The sequence below is a fragment of the Peribacillus sp. FSL E2-0218 genome, from assembly GCF_037992945.1.
In the GTDB taxonomy this organism is placed as follows: domain Bacteria; phylum Bacillota; class Bacilli; order Bacillales; family DSM-1321; genus Peribacillus; species Peribacillus simplex_B.
Map to the genome: position 1 here is coordinate 5,109,047 of NZ_CP150304.1, position 19,800 is coordinate 5,128,846.

At 44.5% G+C, this 19,800-nt stretch carries 18 protein-coding genes; 6 read left to right on the forward strand and 12 right to left on the reverse strand.

The window, feature by feature from the left end:
- Nucleotides 1–11 precede the first annotated feature (11 nt).
- The gene (locus MHI53_RS24730) at nt 12–458 is read right to left on the reverse strand and encodes a threonine/serine exporter family protein (protein ID WP_061141394.1); all 447 of its coding nucleotides are present in this window, start codon (nt 456–458) and stop codon (nt 12–14) included.
- 19 nt (nt 459–477) lie between these two features.
- Complete coding sequence (locus MHI53_RS24735) at nt 478–1,233, reverse strand: threonine/serine exporter family protein (RefSeq protein ID WP_061141816.1); 756 nt, start codon at nt 1,231–1,233, stop codon at nt 478–480.
- 417 nt (nt 1,234–1,650) lie between these two features.
- On the opposite strand from MHI53_RS24735, the gene MHI53_RS24740 reads away from it, so the two are divergent.
- The 3 genes from MHI53_RS24740 to MHI53_RS24750 all read left to right on the forward strand — a co-directional run bounded on the left by MHI53_RS24740 (nt 1,651) and on the right by MHI53_RS24750 (nt 4,389).
- On the forward strand, nt 1,651–1,788 hold the full coding sequence (locus MHI53_RS24740; protein WP_340372528.1) for a hypothetical protein: 138 nt from the start codon (nt 1,651–1,653) through the stop codon (nt 1,786–1,788).
- 199 nt (nt 1,789–1,987) lie between these two features.
- Complete coding sequence (locus tag MHI53_RS24745) at nt 1,988–3,331, forward strand: copper amine oxidase (RefSeq protein WP_340372529.1); 1,344 nt, start codon at nt 1,988–1,990, stop codon at nt 3,329–3,331.
- A gap of 101 nt (nt 3,332–3,432) precedes the next feature.
- Nucleotides 3,433–4,389, forward strand: coding sequence for a class F sortase (locus MHI53_RS24750; protein WP_340372530.1), 957 nt, complete (start codon nt 3,433–3,435; stop codon nt 4,387–4,389).
- Nucleotides 4,390–4,590: 201 nt separating this feature from the next.
- On the opposite strand, the gene MHI53_RS24755 is transcribed toward MHI53_RS24750, so the two are convergent.
- Nucleotides 4,591–5,412, reverse strand: a complete 822-nt coding sequence (locus tag MHI53_RS24755) for an alpha/beta hydrolase (RefSeq protein ID WP_340372531.1) — start codon at nt 5,410–5,412, stop codon at nt 4,591–4,593.
- A gap of 165 nt (nt 5,413–5,577) precedes the next feature.
- Here MHI53_RS24755 and MHI53_RS24760 point away from each other — a divergent pair, with 165 nt between their 5' ends.
- A complete protein-coding gene (locus MHI53_RS24760) occupies nt 5,578–6,846 on the forward strand; it encodes a dicarboxylate/amino acid:cation symporter (protein ID WP_340372532.1) in 1,269 nt (422 codons plus the stop codon).
- A gap of 94 nt (nt 6,847–6,940) precedes the next feature.
- A complete protein-coding gene (locus MHI53_RS24765; RefSeq protein WP_340372533.1) occupies nt 6,941–7,612 on the forward strand; it encodes a lysoplasmalogenase in 672 nt (223 codons plus the stop codon).
- Nucleotides 7,613–7,694: 82 nt separating this feature from the next.
- Here the strand turns inward: MHI53_RS24765 and MHI53_RS24770 are convergent, their stop codons facing one another.
- Nucleotides 7,695–8,894: a class I SAM-dependent rRNA methyltransferase gene (locus MHI53_RS24770; protein WP_340372534.1), complete on the reverse strand. Its 1,200-nt coding sequence runs from the start codon at nt 8,892–8,894 to the stop codon at nt 7,695–7,697.
- Between the two features lie 105 nt (nt 8,895–8,999).
- Nucleotides 9,000–9,992, reverse strand: coding sequence for a PTS sugar transporter subunit IIC (locus MHI53_RS24775; RefSeq protein ID WP_061141818.1), 993 nt, complete (start codon nt 9,990–9,992; stop codon nt 9,000–9,002).
- Between the two features lie 443 nt (nt 9,993–10,435).
- Here MHI53_RS24775 and gdhA point away from each other — a divergent pair, with 443 nt between their 5' ends.
- A complete protein-coding gene (gene gdhA / locus MHI53_RS24780; RefSeq protein WP_340372535.1) occupies nt 10,436–11,818 on the forward strand; it encodes an NADP-specific glutamate dehydrogenase in 1,383 nt (460 codons plus the stop codon).
- A 254-nt stretch (nt 11,819–12,072) separates the two neighbouring features.
- On the opposite strand, the gene rbsB is transcribed toward gdhA, so the two are convergent.
- The 7 genes from rbsB to MHI53_RS24815 all read right to left on the reverse strand — a co-directional run bounded on the left by rbsB (nt 12,073) and on the right by MHI53_RS24815 (nt 19,791).
- Nucleotides 12,073–12,993, reverse strand: a complete 921-nt coding sequence (gene rbsB, locus MHI53_RS24785; RefSeq protein ID WP_340372536.1) for a ribose ABC transporter substrate-binding protein RbsB — start codon at nt 12,991–12,993, stop codon at nt 12,073–12,075.
- Nucleotides 12,994–13,008: 15 nt separating this feature from the next.
- The gene (gene rbsC / locus MHI53_RS24790; protein ID WP_061141403.1) at nt 13,009–13,953 is read right to left on the reverse strand and encodes a ribose ABC transporter permease; all 945 of its coding nucleotides are present in this window, start codon (nt 13,951–13,953) and stop codon (nt 13,009–13,011) included.
- A gap of 1 nt (nt 13,954) precedes the next feature.
- On the reverse strand, nt 13,955–15,436 hold the full coding sequence (locus tag MHI53_RS24795; RefSeq protein WP_340372537.1) for a sugar ABC transporter ATP-binding protein: 1,482 nt from the start codon (nt 15,434–15,436) through the stop codon (nt 13,955–13,957).
- 18 nt (nt 15,437–15,454) lie between these two features.
- Nucleotides 15,455–15,847 carry a D-ribose pyranase gene (rbsD, locus tag MHI53_RS24800; protein ID WP_061141405.1) on the reverse strand — a complete coding sequence of 131 codons (393 nt, stop codon included), beginning with the start codon at nt 15,845–15,847 and terminating at the stop codon, nt 15,455–15,457.
- Nucleotides 15,844–16,728, reverse strand: a complete 885-nt coding sequence (rbsK, locus tag MHI53_RS24805) for a ribokinase (RefSeq protein ID WP_061141406.1) — start codon at nt 16,726–16,728, stop codon at nt 15,844–15,846. The genes rbsD and rbsK overlap by 4 nt, the downstream gene beginning before the upstream one ends.
- Complete coding sequence (locus MHI53_RS24810; protein ID WP_061141407.1) at nt 16,725–17,711, reverse strand: LacI family DNA-binding transcriptional regulator; 987 nt, start codon at nt 17,709–17,711, stop codon at nt 16,725–16,727. Before MHI53_RS24810 ends, rbsK begins: the two co-directional genes overlap by 4 nt.
- A gap of 262 nt (nt 17,712–17,973) precedes the next feature.
- Nucleotides 17,974–19,791 carry an IucA/IucC family siderophore biosynthesis protein gene (locus tag MHI53_RS24815; RefSeq protein WP_061141408.1) on the reverse strand — a complete coding sequence of 606 codons (1,818 nt, stop codon included), beginning with the start codon at nt 19,789–19,791 and terminating at the stop codon, nt 17,974–17,976.
- Nucleotides 19,792–19,800: the final 9 nt, after the last annotated feature.

Consider the following 19,800-nt stretch of genomic DNA (forward strand, 5'->3'; position numbering starts at 1 on the left):
CTCTTTTTTGCCTACCTTCTTAATCTCATCTTTCTTCTATTGTACTTGATTACCAGTTGGTTCATCACTTCCGCAAAGATCAATCCCATCGCTATGGCTCCCGCCAGCATGAAAACCTTAGCGGCCAATTGAACCGCTACATAAAAGTCATTCACGACAAAATGCTTCATGGCATTATAAGACAGGCCGCCCGGCACGAGGGGAATGATTCCCGATACATTGAATATGGTAATCGGTGTTTTAAACCTTTTAGCAAAATATTGACTGATGACCGCTACGACAAAGGCAGAGGCAAGAGTCGCTATGATGCTGTCTATCTCATTTTCAACCAAAAAATAATATAAGATCCATCCGATCATCCCTACACAGCCACACTGGAACAATGAACTTTTCGGTACATTAAAGATGACTCCAAAGGCGGCAGAGGCAATGAAACTTGTTATAAGCTGTGCTAACATCCTTTCTCCTCCCCAAAACTCATAAGAAAACAAACGCAGCCGATATTCCTGCCCCTATCGCTAAAGCAGTCAAACCTGCGTCGGCTCCCTTGGATAGACCCGAAACTAAATGGCCTGCGATTAAATCCCTGGCTGCATTCGTAATTAACAGCCCTGGAACAAGCGGCATCACCGCACCAATGATGATCGTATCCAAGTGACTTCCTACGCCAATGTACACAAAGAATATGGCCGCCAAGCCCACCACTAATGAGGCAATGAATTCAGCGAAAAAACGAACCTCCAGTAACCTATGTAAATAAAGCAGACAGGAAAAGCCCATGCCACCCGCTATACAGGACCAGATGAAGTCATTCCATTGTCCTTGGAACATGATCAAGAAACATCCGCTCGCTATGAAGGCAGCAAAGATCTGGCCCCAAAGGGGATAACCCATTCCCGCCCTTTCAATTTCCTTTAACCGTAAAAAAGCCTCCGCTGGTGTCATTTCCTTGCTCGAAATGCTCCGGGAAATGCTATTGACCAAGGTTACCTTGTGTAAATCCGTAGACCGCGTGGAAACCCGGATCAATTTGGAAGCCGGGTGCATGCCATCCAAGGAAAAAATGATTCCCGTAGGGGTCGAGAAGCTGTGTGAATCCCCACATCCAAACGCTGCAGCAATTCTGACCATCGTATCTTCCACACGTGAGGTTTCCGCCCCGTTCTGGAGCATGATTTTCCCCGCAAGTAAACAAACATCTATAATTTCATTGTATGGCAACTGTTCATCCATTTTATCCTCTCCATCACTTTCCCTGTAAGTTTCTCTCATTCTAAGAATCACGAACTTACCAGCTTAAATCCACCTCATAATAGCCCAATTCCCGTGAAAAGGATATAAAAATGTTCATGCAGGACTTGCATTAGTTCCAGTATTCCCTTTATTGCATGCTGAAATCACTTAAATTGTTGAAATTGAGAGCTTCCGGAAGCAATTGAAACAAATCTCTCTTACAAAGGTTCAGTTTGGATAATTGTAGTAAAATAAAGATGGGTTTAAGTGGACTCATTTTCCGCATTCCATCTATTTACTACTATTAATTTCTCTTTTTTTACTTGTTAATCAAGATTTTATGAAAGTGATAAGCTTTTATACAGTAAGTATATACATATCCTTCAAGCATTGGCTTCGATTTCAAAGGAGGGAAATATGGAAATTCTAATTGGAATGGCTCTTATACTAATCGTATTTTTTTCTTCAAATATCATTGAAAAAAGATTAAAGAATATAGAAAAACAAAATATCCGTGTAATAGAGAACTTAGAAGAAATTAGAGATAAGGAATAGTGCGGTTTTCATTAATCCAGCTGACTGAATCCTCCCCTTTCTCCTCCTTATAACAGGTGAAAAAACCTGTTCTTTAGACCAAGAAAATAGAAAATAAAAATTTATTTTTAAAAATAGTGATCCAAACCCATCCCTCTCCCCGTTTATTAGGTGTAAAGAAAAACGGAGTGAAACATTATGAATGAGGAGAGTGGATAAAATGAGATTGAGTAAAAAATTTATTATTCCTGTATTAGGTGCTTCACTACTAATGCCAACGATGGCCAACGTAAGTGCTGCAGAAATGAAACCAACGGCGGTGACACCGGCAGCCGATTTACGGGCTGACCTGGACTACTTATTATCTGAGCACTTCACATTGGCAGTAGCAGCAATGACAACGGCTTACGAAGGATCTAAAGATGCAGACGAAGCATTCAAGGCCCTGGATCAAAATGCAGTCGATATGGAACCAGCCATTGCCTCCATTTATGGAGAGAAAGGCGCAGCTGAATTTGAGAGAATCTTCCGGGAGCATAACAACTATACAGATGATTTTGTGAAAGCGACAAAGGATAATGATGAAGCTGCCATGGCTGAAGTAGATAAAGAAGTGGAACAATTCGTAAACGAATTTGCCAAGTTTTTAAGTACAGCGACTGAAGGTAAACTACCTGAAGCTGCAGCCAAAGAAGCGCTTCGCATGCATGAAGAACAAGTAAAAGAAACATTTGAAGACTACGTAGAAGGCGATTATGAAGGTGCTGCCAAAACATATCGTGAAGGCTTCCAACATATGTTCGACATCAGTAAAGCGTTATCCACTTCCATTGTAACGCAAATGCCGGATAAATTTGAAAATTCAAAAGCGGACACACCTGCCGCTGATTTACGGTCTACATTGAATAGTTTGACAGCTGAACACTTTGCTTTAGCAACAATGGGCATGCAAAAAGGCTTCGAAGGGGCAAAGGACTATGATTATATTGGATGGTCTGAAAATGTCAATACAGCTGATTTCAAAGCAGCGATCGGTTCAGTATATGGTGATGAAGGTGCCGCCCAATTCGAAAAAATTTGGCAGGGAGATCACATCAATGCCCAAGCTGAATTCGTTAGTGCACAAATAAAAGACGATAAAGCAGGCGAACAGGCCGCAAAAGATAAGCTCCATAAATTTGCACAAGAGTTTGGTACATTCCTAGGTAGTGCAACAGGAGAGAATCTGCCAACGAAGGCAGCTCAAGAAGCGGTTAAAGCGCATGAAGATACTGTCATCAAAACGTTTGAACAATATGTAGCGGGTGACTATGCTGGAAGCTATGACACATACCGTGAAGGGTACAAATTAATGTTTGGTGTCGGTCAAGCGCTTGGCGATGCGATTGTAAAGCAAAACCCAGACAAGTTTGCCGGAACGGCGATGCCATCCGATATGCCTAAAACGGGCATGGGCGGTGCTTCCGAACAAACAACGAACCCACTAACGGTCATTTGGACAGCGTTAGGTTCATTAGCCGCGTTAATGGCAGTAGTGGTCGTACGTAAAAGAAAACTGTCTTAATAAGAAAAAACAAATTTTCCTTACCCTATATAATAATGAAAAAAAGAGAGTGTAATCTCTCTTTTTTTTTTCAAATTGAGTGATTGAAATGAGGTCATGATATGAATAAACTAATTCATTTCGCTTGTTTTATCTTAATAGCCATTATTCTAGTAAGTGGAACGATTTATGTGAAACAATTAATGGTTCAAGCATCAGAAACGAAAGAGCAGGATATGAAACAGGTTAAAGAAATACAAAAGGAAAACTTAAAAAACCGCGTCACACTTGCAGAAGAATTCACGGTATTAAAGGAGCATAAGACAGAAAAAAAACCGCTCAATAAAAAATTCACTGGCATTATCCCAACGGATATAGCCATTCCTTCCATTGATGTGAATGCTTCAATCGAGCAAGTCGGTTTATTGGAAACAGGGCAAATGGATGCCCCTTCCACTGAAGACGGTGTCGCTTGGTTTGAACCTGGTTCAAAACCAGGGGTGAAAGGGAATGCAGTATTGGCAGGGCATGTAGACAGCAAGACAGGACCCGCCATTTTTTATCATTTGAAAGACCTCGAAAAAGGCGATGAAATTACGGTTAAGGACAAACAAGGAACAAAACTCACATTTGTGGTGAAAAAGAAACAAAGCTACCCACGAGACAAAGCCCCTCTTAACGAAATCTTCGGATATAGCAAAGGGCGCCATTTGAACTTAATTACATGCACAGGCACCTTCGACCGATCAAAAGGCACGCATCAGGAACGATTGGTCGTATATGCAGAATTAAAGGAAGAAGAAGCGATGCAGCTTGAAAATGAAGCGAAGCTGCCAGATTCGCCAACGAACGTAAAAATAAGCGGTGATTTGTTATCCTGGTATGCCGTACGAGAAGGAAACATTATTGGCTACCGGATATACAAAAAAGTGCCTGGAGGGACATTCACGCACATTGGAAGCATCTCAGAGTACGAACGTAAAAGTTATGTAGATAAAAATGCCTCAAAAGCTCATTATTATGTAACAGCCGTTAATGAATATGGGCAGGAATCCGCTCCATCCAGCATTGCCGAATGATAAAGGCCCACTGTTAAAAGTGAACTTTAGATACCACTTTCAAGGATCGTATTCGGTATTGAACCGGACCGGTCCTTTTACTTTTGCCTTCCACCGCTGTAATCAGCTCCTGATCGTTACGGAAGGTGCGAAAATCCCGCTTAGCGATACGCTTCCTTTCGCACCCCCGAATTTCTTAGCCATTGGAAACGGGGAAAATGCTTATCCTCCAGCCCTTCCTATTCCTTTTTGAATAAAGGCATCGATGGTTTTGTTAAACAAATCGCTTTCTTCCAAAAAAGGACAATGGCAGCTATCTTCGAAGATTACGAGTTGGGATTCCGGGATATGTTCATGCAAATGCTCCCCTGCAGCAACAGGAATCACTTTTTCCTCCCTTCCAAAACAAAGAAGCGTGGGAACGGTAATTTGGGGCAGGAATTCACGATAATCAACGATTGATTGGTCGAATAGAATGCTGCTGGCAATAGATTCAGGCATTCTCGTTACTTCCCCGAGCATCCAATTTGCATCCTCCGCGGATAATTCGTTTTTAAACATGGAGGATAGGAAGGTTTGTAAAAAAGGCGTGCGATTCGTTTGGATCTCCGTCATGAAGGCGATCAATGTGCCAATGTCAAATGCACCAATATCAAAGTCAGGCCATTTAAAATCAGAAGCCAGCTCATCGACGATCACGGTTGAATGGACATTCCCCCCGCCGAATTGCTTCAGGTAATCCCAGACGACAAAAGCCCCCATCGACCAGCCGACAAGGATGACATCCTTCAATCCCCGTTCAGTAATGAACGCATGGAGATCCTTTGCATATACGGAAACCGTATTTCCGTAATGAACTTGGTTTGATTTTCCATGACTTCTTAAATCAAGCAATATCGTGCGATAATTTTGGGAGAAGTATGGAAGTTGCTTTGTAAAGAAGCGACTGCTCATCCATACTCCATGGATAAAAATGATTGGCCGGCCCTGTCCCTTTTCTTCATAAAATAGCCGGACACCCTCTTCCACATCAAAAAATGTCATATTACTCCTCCTTACCCACGCTTTTCATTCTTTCTTCTTATTATGTATTGCGTTTCGCCTTTTAACATTCCTTCCTTTAAAAATATATTGTCAAACCTTCATCTAAAGTTGATAATGAAGTATATTTTTATTGATTATCTTCATCCTGAAAGGACGGAATTTTTCATGAAGAGCTTTTTTAAAAACTATCGATCCTCATTGATCCTACTCACTGCCATCATTATCGGTGGGATAGCAGGCGTCGTTTTCGGTGAGAAAACCTCGGTCATACAACCGCTGGGAGACTTATTCCTAAATCTGATGTTCACGATCATCGTTCCCTTGGTATTTTTCAGCATCGCTTCGGCCATTGCCAATATGAGTGGAATGAACCGCCTCGGAAAAATCATGGGCAGCATCGTGATCGTTTTCCTGACGACAGCCGCATTGGCTGCCGTGATTGGATTCATTGGGACAACCATCATAAACCCTTTGGAGGGCACAGATACGACAGCCATCAAAGAATTGATGGAAAACAGTTCCCCTGAGGAAAAGGTTGAAGAAGTTTCTTTCTTCAGTCAACTGGTCAACACTGTAACCGTATCCGATTTTCCCGAACTGTTCTCCAGGAGCAATATGCTCCAGCTTATCGTTTTCTCGGTATTAATTGGACTTTCTACTGCACTTGTCGGCGAGAAGGCTAGACCGATCACCGAATTTTTAACAGCTGGAACGGCAGTCATGATGAAGGTCGTGAAGATCGTCATGTACTATGCACCCATTGGACTTGGCGCTTATTTTGCGACGATCATCGGACAGCTCGGGCCGCAGATTTTGGAGGGCTATGCCCGTACCTTCGTTCTTTATCTCGTCTTAGCTTTAATTTATTATTTTGGCTTCTTCACTTTGTATGCCTTCATCGCAGGAGGGAAGGATGGCGTCAAATTATTTTGGAAAAATGCCTTGGCACCATCAATTACAGCCATCGCTACGTGCTCCAGTGCCGCGTGCATTCCAGTCAATCTGGAATCAGTCAAGAAAATGGGCGTGCCAAAGGATATTGCGGAAACGGTCATTCCACTCGGAGCCAACACTCATAAGGATGGGTCCGTATTTGGCGGGGTTCTGAAAATCGTATTCCTATTCAGCTTATTCGGTAAGGATATGACCAGCATTTCAAGCATATTGAGCATCCTTGCCGTTGCCTTTTTGGTTGGTGCTGTCATGGGTGCCATTCCTGGAGGAGGGATGATCGGGGAAATGCTGATTCTCAGCGTATTCGGCTTCCCGGTTGAAGTTTTGCCGATCATTGCCGTTATATCGACGATAATCGATGCACCTGCTACACTGTTGAACTCAACAGGAAACACAGTTTGTGCCATGCTCGTGTCACGGCTCGTCGAGGGCAAGAACTGGTTAAAGCAAGCTTTTATTAAAGAAGATTCGGCCTTATGATCGAATGGACGCCTGGTTTTCCAGGCGTCTTTTTTTTTAGGAGCAAGGTGTTCCATGCCGATGCATAGAATGTAACTGTAAAGGAGGGATTCCGATGTTAACGAAGTGGTTGCCTGCGGCGATCCTTATTACGGGACTAGCCTATATATTCGTCATACCTGAAGAGCCATTGCTTCTGAAAATCAGCTTTAAAGTGATTCCGATGTTATTGATTTTGCTTTATGCCAGCAAAAAAGGAGGACGAGGGAATCGATATCAAATTCCGATCCTCCTTGGACTATTCTTTTGCATGCTTGGAGATGGCTTGTTGATTTGGTTTCTTATCGGCCTTTCCGCCTTCTTGATCGGCCACCTTTTCTATATTGCGGCCTTCCTGAAATCATGGAACTTTTCCTGGCTTCGATTCGCAACGATTCTGCCGATTGCCGCTTACTCGACGGTGATTTGTCGGGAAATTATCCTTTCCTTGATAGAAACGGGTGAAAATGGCCTCATCATCCCTGTAATCGGTTATGTGACGGTCATTTCGCTCATGGGCTGGACGGCGATGATGACCAGAAATGCCGTTGTAATCATCGGCGGGATGCTGTTTGTGATTTCCGATTCCATCCTAGCTTGGAACAAATTCGTCGACGTCATTGCCTTCTCTGGTCCACTGATCATGCTTACCTATTATGCTGCCCAATTTTTCATCGCTACCAGCATTCGCAAAGACCCTTCTTTCGGTTTTGCGAACGGACTGAAAAATGAAACGCCCAGCACATGACAGGATGATGTTGATTCCGTTCCACATGAAACAATGAAAAAAGGCAATCGCCGCCTTAAATAAGCGGTGATTGCCCTTTTTTTCAACCCATGATTTTCTTGATGAAGACCACTTTTAAATAGTTGCCTTCCTTATATTCCCGACTTGTCTTGAAATCAGCCGGCAATGAGAATTGCTCGACGATTTCATACTTCCCGTTACATTCCCTGAAGGCTGCATCGATGAAGCTCTTGAACTTTTTCATGTCGAACGTGCTGCAATTAGTCGAAGCGATGATGACTCCGTCGTCTTCAGTAATTGCAATGGTGTCCTTCAATAGATTCGTATAGTCTTTGCCAGCGCTGAACGTAAACTTCTTCGATTTGGCAAAACTCGGCGGATCGAGGATGACCAAGTCGAATTTCAACTCTTTCTTCACTGCATATTTAAAATACTTGAATACATCCATCACCACGATGTTCTGTGTTTCAGGATCTATTCCGTTCACGCCGAACTGTTCGATCGTCTTCGGTAAACTCCGATTCGCAAGATCGACGCTTGTTGTTTTAATCGCACCGCCCAAAGCGGCAAACACGGAAAATGCCCCCGTGTAGGAGAACATATTCAGCACCGTTTTTCCTTTTGCGTATTCATCGCGGATTTTCCGTCTGACATCGCGCTGATCGAGGAAGACACCGACCATCGCGCCATCATTCAAATAAACGGCGAACTGGACTCCATTTTCCTTAACAAGTAGGGGAAATTCCGGTTGTTCACCCATGACGAAATCATCTTCATCGACATACTGCCCCTTCGTATCAAAGCGTTTCTTTTGATAAATCGATTTGACCTCGACCGTATCCTGCAATGCCTTGATAATGGTGTCTTTAAACGAATAAATCCCTTTGCTATACCAGCTGATGACATAGTGACCGTCATAATGATCGATGATTAAACCACCAATTCCATCGCCCTCCCCATTAAACAACCGGAAAGCGGTCGTCTCGGGATCGTCATAATACGGTTTACGGAATTCAACGGCAGCGCCGATTTTTCCATTAAAGAAGGTTTGGTCGATTTTTTCATTTTCGCTTTTGGTCAATACCCATCCGTAGCCCTTATTTTGTTTCCCGTAATATCCCTTTGCCAGGAATCGCTTATTCTCATCGACCAGACGTACTAGAGACCCCTCTTCCTGGAGGTCATCGAGATTGGCGATCGACTCTTTAGCGATCAACGGAAAGCCCTTGCCGATTTTGCTTGCAAACTTAGCTTTCACTTTTATATCTATTTCTTTTCCCATCCTTATCATCCTATCTATGCAAATGCTTTCCTTTCCATTTTACCCTAATCGCTTTATAAATAAAAACCAGCCCGTCACACGGGCTGGCTTCACGAAAATCCTTGCTCATGATACTTCTAAATGCAGGTCGCCCGGTTTCACTTTACCCATCATTTTCAATACTCGATGCAGGACAAGGGTGATCACGGCTGGCAAGACCATGCCGACTGCGACATAAACCAAGAACGTATACAATCCTTGCCCGGTAATGATGGCAATCGGGGCAATCATTGAGCTTAACCCCATCCCTCCAAGCTCATACGGCACCTGAAAATCAAATGCCATGGTAGCGATCGGGGCGCAAATGATTGCCGCAATGAAAGGCGGGACGACATATAATGGCTTTTTGATTAAATTAGGAAACTGGACTTTTGGCGTAACGACCATCTGGGCCAGGAACCCGCCCATATCATTATCTTTATAAGACATGACAGTGAACCCGACAAACTGTACGGTACATCCGATTAAAGCTGCCGCACTGGAAACGGGATCTAATTGCAGGGCGATCGCAAGCGCCGCGGATGACGCCGGGGTCATCAATAAAATGCTCCATACCAAAGCGATGACCATGGAGCCGATTAAAGGCGACCCACCGACGGCAGCGGTAATTTGACCGCTTAACCATGTTAGGAATGGCGTCGTGACTAGAGCCAGGCCATATCCGGCCACTCCCCCGACTAGAACCGCCCCCAATGGGATGGCCATGATATCCAACTTTGTTTTGCCGATTAGCCGCTTACCTACATATGTTGCCACTACTGCTGCCAGGACGGCACTTAACGGCTGCCCCGTAGCGATCGTGAACGCCCCCTCGGCCGTTCTGTGAATTGCAGCGCCGCCAACGGCACTAGAAGCCATGGCGCTAAAAATAATTAACGAATTCCCGCCAAGCTGATACGCGATGCCGGCCCCCAGCGCAGGCGCAAGCAAGACCTTTGCGGCTCCGCCTATGGCAAGGAAGACCTCCCACCCTAAATACCCGCCTACCGATTCGAACAATAACCCGATCCCTAATGTAACCAATACGGCGTTAGCTATTCCTGTTGAGGCTTTGTACATTCGCTCGTTGATATATGCTTTCCTGCTCACTATATTCACTCCTTATCATTTATCTGAATTTACCTTATAAATAAAAACAACAATATCAATTGTGATCAATGATTCACAACTCACTGGCCACTTTCCGTATAATAACATGAATTTTCAGACAATGTAAGATGTATTTATATACTAATAAAATAAAAACGCTTACAATTGTATGATTTTCGTAGGGTTTTATCCAAGTAATATCATGATTTGTATTATTCTAGTATATGTTCTATGTGTATTTTTTCACTTTAAGCTCCATCTTTCATATCAAAACAGGTAATAATTGATCTAATATTCAGATTGTTCGTTGCGATTTTTAGGTATATCATGAAAGAATCACCCAAAGGCAGATCGTTTCAATCATTCATTTATACTATCAGATGTCCCAATTACCGATAAGGAGAGCGAAATCAATGACAACTTCACTAACAGTCGATCATGAAGAATTACAGGCAGCAAAAGAATATGTAAGGCACGTATACGCACAGGTTAAGGAGCGTAATCCACATGAAAGTGAATTCCATCAAGCGGTCAAAGAAATATTCCTTTCACTTGTCCCCGTATTTGCAAAACACCCCATATATATGAAAAATGGAATATTACAAAGATTGGTCGAACCCGAAAGAATGATCAACTTCCGCGTTTCCTGGGTCGATGACCTAGGCAATGTCCAAGTCAATCGTGGTTTTCGTGTTCAATTCAACAGTGCAATCGGTCCATTCAAAGGCGGTCTGCGCTTCCACCCCACAGTCAATTCAAGTATCATAAAGTTCCTTGGTTTCGAGCAAATCTTTAAAAACTCTCTTACAGGCCAGCCGATTGGAGGAGGAAAAGGCGGGTCGGACTTCGATCCGAAAGGCAAATCAGATTCGGAAATCATGCGCTTTTGCCAAAGCTTCATGTCGGAACTCGGTCGCTATATCGGGCCGGACACAGACATACCAGCTGGAGATATCGGGGTCGGCGCCAGGGAAATCGGTTATCTTTTTGGTCAATATAAAAAGATGCAAGGCAGCTACCATGCTGGAGTTTTAACCGGAAAAGGATTAAGCTACGGCGGAAGCTTGGCCCGTACCGAAGCGACTGGTTATGGGACGGTTTACTTCGTCGAGGAGATGCTTAAGGACAAAGGCTTACAATTCCATGGCAGCACGGTTGTCGTTTCCGGATCTGGAAATGTCTCCATTTATGCAATGGAAAAAGCTGCACAACTGGGAGCTAAGGTTGTTGCTTGCAGTGATTCCAATGGCTACATCTATGATGAAAATGGCCTGGACCTTGATACGATTAGACATTTAAAAGAAGTGGGCCGAAAAAGGTTGAGTGAGTATGTCCATGCACATCCGGAAGCTGAATACAATGAAGGCAGCTACGGCATTTGGTCCGTACCTTGTGATATCGCCCTTCCTTGTGCCACACAAAATGAAATGGATGAAGAAGCGGCAAAATTATTGATCAAAAATAATGTGAAAGCAGTCGGTGAAGGTGCCAACATGCCTTCAACGCTTGAGGCAATTGATGTATTCCTTAATAATGGCATTCTTTTTGGGCCTGCAAAAGCGGCAAATGCAGGCGGAGTAGCTGTGTCTGCCCTTGAAATGGCTCAAAACAGTGCCAGGATGCCTTGGACGTTTGAAGAAGTCGATACAAAATTATACGGCATCATGAAAAACATCTATAAAAACAGTATAGAAGCCGCAGAAGAATACGGTGAGCCTGGTAACTTGGTTGTGGGTGCCAATATTGCTGGATTCCTTAAAGTGGCGGATGCCATGCTTACTCAAGGGATACTCTAGCTTTAAGCTAAATCATGAAGCGGTCCTACACATGGGCCGCTTTACTTTTGCAATATAATGTCCGTCTTTTCACCGCGCCCGCTCATTCTCCCCACATAGGAATGTACATTCAAATCATATAGCCCTTATGAAATTACTAAGCGTTAGTAAGTCCAGCGGCATCTGAAAGACACGTATGCAGCGTTTCCGAGACGCAGAAAACCTCTCAAAAATAGAGTGCCGGATTAGCTCCGGCACTCTCAAAATTTGTTTTTTTATTTTTTCGTGACTAATTTCAGCGGTACGGAAATGGTCTCGTCCACTTTGTCGCCTTTCAAGATCTTTTCCGCTGCATTAACCGCCTCTTCGCCGATAAGGGCAGGTTGCTGGGCAATTGTCGCTTGTAGTTCACCGTTCTCGACTGCCTTCAATGCATCATCATTGCCATCGAAGCCAACCACGATGATATCTTTGCCTGCTGCCTTGATCGCTTCAATGGCACCTAATGCCATTTCATCATTATGAGCGAATACCGCTTGGATATCTTTATTGCCTTGCAGGATATTTTCCATTACGTTAAGGCCTTTTGTCCGGTCGAATTCTGCCGTCTGGCTTGTCACGACATCCAATTGCTTGTCCGCAAGATTATGGAAGCCTTTTCCGCGTTCGCGAGTTGCTGACGCTCCTGATACACCTTCAAGCTCCACTACCTTTGCTTTTTCGCCAAGCTCTTTGACTAGGTATTCCGCGGCCATTTCCCCACCAGCGACATTATCGGAGGCGATGAATGTTTTGATATCGCCTTCATCGGATGAGCGGTCTATCGTAATGACAGGAATGCCAGCTTCATTTGCAGATTGAACGGCTGAAGATATTGCCGCTGAGTCTGTTGGATTTACAAGAAGGACATCCACCTTTTGCAGGATTAAATCTTCAATTCCGCTGATTTGTTTAGCCGTATCATCCTGGGCATCAACAACAGTGACTTTCATGCCTTTTTCTTTTGCCTCTTTTTCAACCCCATCTTTTAATGAAACGAAGAACGGATTGTTTAAAGTTGAAATGCTGACACCGATCTTCAATCCTTTTACAGAGTCTTTCTTTTCTTTTTTATCATCTTTCAGACCCGAATCCATTGAGCATGCAGCCAAGACCATTAATGATAGGATCATGATGATCGATACGATTTTTTTCATAAATTACACCCCTGCTTATGATTTTTTACGGTCAAGTAAGACCGCGATTAATATAACTGCACCTTTTACCACTTGCTGGTAGAAAGAGGATACACCAAGTAAATTCATTCCGTTATTCAAGGTACCGATGATCAGGACCCCCACGAGCGTGCCGAACAATCGGCCTTTACCGCCTGATAGGCTTGTCCCGCCGAGCACCACGGCTGCGATGGCATCCATTTCATAGGATTGCCCCGCCGTTGGCTGTGCCGAATTCAGACGCGAGGTCAAGATCGCACCGGCAATGGCGGCCATCGTACCTGCCAGCCCATATATGGCCACCTTCACGCGATCGACTTTGATCCCGGAAATACGGGAAGCCTTTTCATTTCCGCCAATGGCATAAGTTTTGCGGCCAAATGATGTTTTGTGAAGCAGGAACCATAGGATGAAAAACGCGATGATCATCACGACCGCCGGTACCGGCAAGCCTAGGAAGTACCCTCTCCCAAGCATTTGGAACGCGACCGAGTCACCAATACCCGTGATCGGCTTCCCGTCCGTATAGACGAGCGTCAGGCCTCGGAAAATTGTCATCGTAGCCAATGTAACGATGAAAGGAGCCATTTTACCTTTTGATACGAGAATTCCATTGATTACACCCATAATTGCACCAAGTAATATACCTACCAATATGGCAAGGATCGGGTCCATTCCCGAGACCATCATGCCAGCCATAAGCGCGCTGGACAGTGCCAGAATGGAACCGACGGACAAGTCGATGCCGCCTGTCAGTATGATGAAGGTCATCCCGAATGCAATAAGTGCATTGATGGAGGTTTGACGCAATAGATTCAAAATATTGTTCGGTTCCATGAATGATGGATTTAATACGGTTATTACGATAAATAATAGAACCAAGGCGAGTAACGGCCCGAATTTTTGCCAGATCCCGCTTTTTCCTGTAGCCTCAAGTTTCATCCTAGTTCCCCCCTGTCGCCAATGCCATGATTTTTTCTTGTGTCGCTTCCTGCTTTAATAATTCTCCAGCAATTGCACCTTCGTGAACTACAAGGATCCTATCACTCATTCCCACGATTTCCGGAAGCTCAGACGAAACCATGATGATGGCGATTCCCCGCTCCGTCAGTTCATTCATCAATTCATAAATTTCACGTTTTGCGCCAACATCGATCCCCCTCGTAGGCTCATCCATAATTAAAACCTTCGGGGAGGTGCCGATCCATTTCGCGATGACCACTTTTTGCTGATTGCCCCCGGATAGGTTGCCGATGATCGTTTCCGCAGAGGAAGTCTTCACGTGAAGCCGTTTGATCATCATATCTGCAAAATTTCTCTCATCGTCCGTTTTTACGAGTCCGCTTGGTGCAAAGCTCTTCAAATTCGGCAAACCGATATTTTCTCTTACTGAAAAGTCGAGGATCAGCCCCTCTTCTTTACGGTTTTCCGTAATGAAAGCCAAACCGTGCCGCACTGCATCCGTCGGTTTTCGAATGGAAACCCTCTTGCCCTCAACGGTAATCTCACCGCGATCTATTTGGTCGACACCGAAAAGGGCGCGCATGATTTCCGTTCTGCCTGCTCCCATCAATCCGGCTACACCTACTATCTCGCCTTTCCGGACTGCGAAATTGATATTTTCAAACATCCCTTTTTTCGTCAATCCTTTTACATCAAGGACTACCTCGCCAAGCTTTGCATCACGATGGGGGAACCGATCCTCCAGCTCCCGTCCGACCATTTTTTGTACGACTTCATCGAAATTCGTATCGACGATTCTTTTCGTATCGACGGTTTTACCATCACGCATAACGGTGATCCGGTCACAAATGGCGAATATTTCTTCCATCCGATGCGAGATATAAACAAGTGATACACCCTTTTGGGTTAAGCCCTTCATCACTTCAAATAGCTTTTCGATTTCCCTATCGGTTAACGCAGCGGTCGGTTCATCCATGATGATGACTTCGGCCTCCGTCATCAGCGCCTTGGCAATTTCGATCATTTGCTGTTCACCTACGGAACAAAGGCCGGCTTCCTTATCGAAGGGAAGGGAAATATTAAGTGTTTTAAAAACTTCTTTTGCACGCGCTTTCATTTGTTTCGTCTTTAGGACGCCTAACTTATTTACCAGTTCCTTGCCGATAAATAAGTTCTCCAGCACGGTCATTTCCGGCCAAATATTCAATTCCTGACGGATAAAGGCCATCCCCGCTTCTTCTGCTTCCTTGGAATCCTTGAATGAGGTTTCATTGCCGTTAATCACGATCGTTCCTTGATCCTGCTTATGAAGACCAGTCAAAATGTTCATCAAGGTTGATTTCCCTGCTCCATTTTCCCCCATGAGCGCGTGTACCTCTCCAGCCTCCAACGAAAAATGAACGCCCTCCAATACCTTGTTTTGACCGAATGCCTTATATATGTCGTTCATTTCGATTTGCATGGCTCTTCACCTCTTTCTTTAAAAGAATACTCCAGACTGCAGAATGCAATTCGAATACGGCGTCGTCTCCCCCGTCCGAATGACGGCTTTCGCTTTACTTGACAGCTTCTTGAAATCTTCGTGTGAAACATATTCGATCGCTTCGCCGAACTGCTGCACCATATATTGATGCTGGCCTGGATTTTTCTCTATCACCTCAGTGGCGGCGATGACCTTTTCAATGACCATATCTTCGTGAACGGCACGCACGACAGCTTGGAACGATGGGGTTCCAGGCGTCAAGGCTAAGTCTATCTTGATGACTCCCGGCGGCACCGGCAGACCGGCGTCACCTACAACTATATAATCCGTATGACCAAGGTCGGCAAGGACCTTGGCTATCGAACTATTGATGATTCCTTGCCTCTTCATGCTTCAAGGCCCCTTTCGACTTCCGCCCTAACCGGCATGCCGCCTTGGGCCCCCAACTTCGTCACGGAAATGGACGCTGCCCGGTTGGCGAAAATCAAACATTCATCATAGCTTTTGCCTTCTGCAACGGCCACCGCAAAGGCAGCATTGAATGTATCGCCTGCACCTGTCGTATCCACCGCTTCCACTACAAAGCTAGGAACGACCCTTTCTTCATGGCCGTCAAAATATCGGACACCATTTTTTCCTTCCGTAATGAATAATTTATTGGGATGCTCCGTCAGGACTTCCGCTCGATCTCTCCCATTGAAAAGTATTTCGAACTCATGCTCATTAGGCGTCAGGAATGCTGCCTGTTGAATCACATCCTCACTTAGCTTGCGGGCGGGAGCGGGGTTCAATAGCAGTCTTTTTTGGAGCTTTTTGCACAGCTCAGCCAGGTATTCGACCGTTTCCTCGGGTATTTCCTGCTGGACCATGACGATGTCCGCTTCCTCGATGGCTTTTTGCGCCTTTTGGACATAATCGGGAGTAATGAAATCATTTGCCCCTTTCACGACAATAATGCTGTTATCGCCTTCCGAAAGGATGATATGTGCCGTACCTGAGGCAGAACCTGTAACCGGTTCCACATACTCCGTATTTACACCATTCTTTTTCAGGTTTTCTAAAATGATTTCCCCATAAAAATCATCTCCTACACATCCAATCATCGATACTTCCGCACCAAGGCGGGCTGCTGCCACTGCCTGATTCGCTCCCTTTCCACCCGGGACCGTGATAAAGGATTCTCCTAAAACCGTTTCCCCTGCTTTTGGACGCTTTGCTGATGTCACCACCAGATCCATCGATGAACTTCCCACTACTGCCAATTTGATCACGGCTTTTCCACCTTTCTTCTCGTTGTTTGTCTTTCCACAAAAGAAACAGGCAGCTTCTTATGTGTTTCTTCTATTTTTTCCTGATTGATTTTCCTAATCAACATTTCCGCAGCTTGCGCCCCCATCTCATAGGCAGGCTGGCGAATGGTCGATAACGGCGGGTGCAATAAGGCCGTGAAGGCGATATCATCATAGCCGATCAATTGAATCTCCTCCGGAATCCGGATTCCCCGTTTCAAGATTTCCTGAAGGGCCGCAGCTGCGACAATATCATTACAAGCGATGATTCCATCCGTTTCTGGATATTGCTCGAATAGCTGCCGCACACATACTTGTCCTCCTTGTAGAGTGAGGGACGAGTCCATGACCTGTACATTCACTTTCGCCTGTGTCAATTCCTCCATTGCAGCCGTGTACCGTTCATATACAGGCTTTATTTCCACGGGTCCCCTGATCAGGACGATATTTGTACTGCCCCTATCGAGCAATACCCGTGCTGCCAACCTGCCGCCCGTCTTTTGGTCGGAATAAACGGCTGGCAAGTTCTCTGCCGTCCGATCGAGAAGGACGACTGGAATTTCCAGATTGTCAAAATTTTCATTGGCTTCTTCGCTTGTCGAAGCAATGATGCCCACTACATTATTCTGTAGAAAGGTGTCGATATATTCTATTTCCTTATCTCTCTTCTCATCGCTATTTCCGAATATCAGCCGATAGCCAAATTGCTGCAAGTAATCCTCGACACCCCTTGCCATTTCCGGGAAGAAAGGATTCGTAATGTCCGGTAAGATCAAGCCCACCAATTTGGATTTACGGTTATAGAGGGACCTTGCCACTTCATTCGGTTTATAATTCAGCTTTTCAACAGCCGCCATGACGACCTTCTTTGTGTCTTCATGTGCGTACCCGCTGCCATTCATGACTCTAGAAACCGTTGCCACGGAAACGCCTGCTTCCTTTGCAACCTCCCGAATAGTTGCCACTATATCCACCTCAATAATTTTCTGTAACCGTTTACACAAATAGCTTATCACCAATCTATCTGCACGGCAAGCTTTATTGTTAAGATATTTTTTAGGTAATCGGAACCATATCGCAGGACTAACTCAAAAGATGGTGATCATCAGGCACGTCATGTTTGAACGATTCTTCTTCTATCAATAAGCAGAACAAGGCTATCACCCTCTGCCGAAAAATAACAAAATAAAATGCTGGCTCAATGAAATTGAGCCAGCTTAGCAACAATTAAATGGATTTGGCAGGTAGCTTTTCGTACAGAGCATTATTGACATATCCGTACTCTGATGCGTGCGGTCGATCTTCACCATCACTGTATCCATATTGAAGCATCCTGTTCCTGTTTAAACAGAGCTTTGTTAATTTCGGGGCGAAGAAATTGAATAGGTCGAAACGGTCCTGCAGCTGCGGGAACTTTTGCTGATGTGCAAGGATCGCTTTCGTGACGCCTTCCCAGAAGCGATTCTCATTCAATAATTTCCTTTTCATCAGGAGCGTGGACAAATAACGGAAGTGACAAATGAAGAGTCCCGTGAAAATGAATTGAACGAGTCCTTCAGGCGGCTCGCACCTTAAAACCTTTTTTAGATCATCAGGAAGTTCGCTCAATTCAGGAAGCGGCTGATCACTTATATTGACGTCATCGACAAAATCCTTGATTGCCAGCCTATGCGGCTTGTAATCCTTCAATACTAAAATCGTATTTTGGCCATGTGGCGAAAAAACGACACCATATTGATAAATGAAATGCAATAACGGAGAAAGGATGACTTCGAATAGTTGGTCCGTCCATTCTGCAGCGGTTACCCCTGATTTTTCGATCAGACTTTCCACATACGGCTTGCCTTCTTGGTCCACATGCAGGAGCGACGCTAACGTAATCGGCTTCTCGCCTTCCTCCATATAACTGTAAATGCTTTCCCGCCAAATGCCGCCCAGCATCTCTAAATATTGATAGGGTACATTTTTCAACCTGGAGAAATAGGGATGATCGACATTCAGACTGGCGATTTCACCGGGAAGCACCACTTTGCATTCTTCTTTTAAATAACGATCATTGTCGTAAATATTCTTAATATACTCCGTGATCTTTGGTGCAATGACCGTACGTTCTGCTGGCAATCCGCGATAGACGAGCGTATTCAATATGCTCATTGGCAGCTTGACGTGGTGCTTATTCTTATTGGACAGATTAACGAAGGTCCGAATCGACTGCTGCGGCAGATACTCATCAGGGCCATTACCTAATGCCACGATCAGCCCCTTGGCCAAATCATCGGTGAAATTCTGGATGATGACATTCTTCCATTGCCATTCATGAATCGGCAGGTAATAATAGTCTTTCTCTTCTAAGCCCTTCTCTGCCAATCTATCGGAAAAATCCTTTCGGGTTTCCATATCCAGTTCATTTTCCATCAATTGTTTGTAGTCCAAGGTTTTGATTGAATTGAAAGCGGCTCTTGTTTTATGGACGGCAATCCATGATAGCTGGATTTTCTCCTGGTTTTCCGGAGCAAACTTCAAATAATCATCATAACCGAATCCAATTCTCCCCTTATTATAAGCGATCCAAGGGTGCCCGCTCATTTCTCCCTCAAGCCATGCATAGTCCAGCTCGACCAACTCATCAGCGCTTTGTCCTGGTTTGGCTAGCAATTGCAGGTCGGCCAGCAATGTATGATTGAATTCTTTAATCAAATGGCCGGTTGTTTCTGCCGTCATTCCAATTAGCGGCTGAAGATCCAAAATGAATTGAATCGCATCATCCGCTTGTGTAGCTTCTCCAGTTGCGGTTTCATAGACTGAAATCGAATCAGCCTGGACTTCATAGCTATCGAATAGGCGCGGCCTCGCTAAAAATCGATACGATAGATCTTCATTTATTTTCAGCTCATATAAGTTTCCTGCTGCATCTTCGATCAAGAGAACTGGATGGATCATATCCTCATACATATATTCGGAAATCATTTTGGCGAGCAGGTTTCGGTTTACGATCGACCAATTTTTTTTCGTAGCCGCCTTTTCCACTTCATTTATGAATTGCATACACTGACT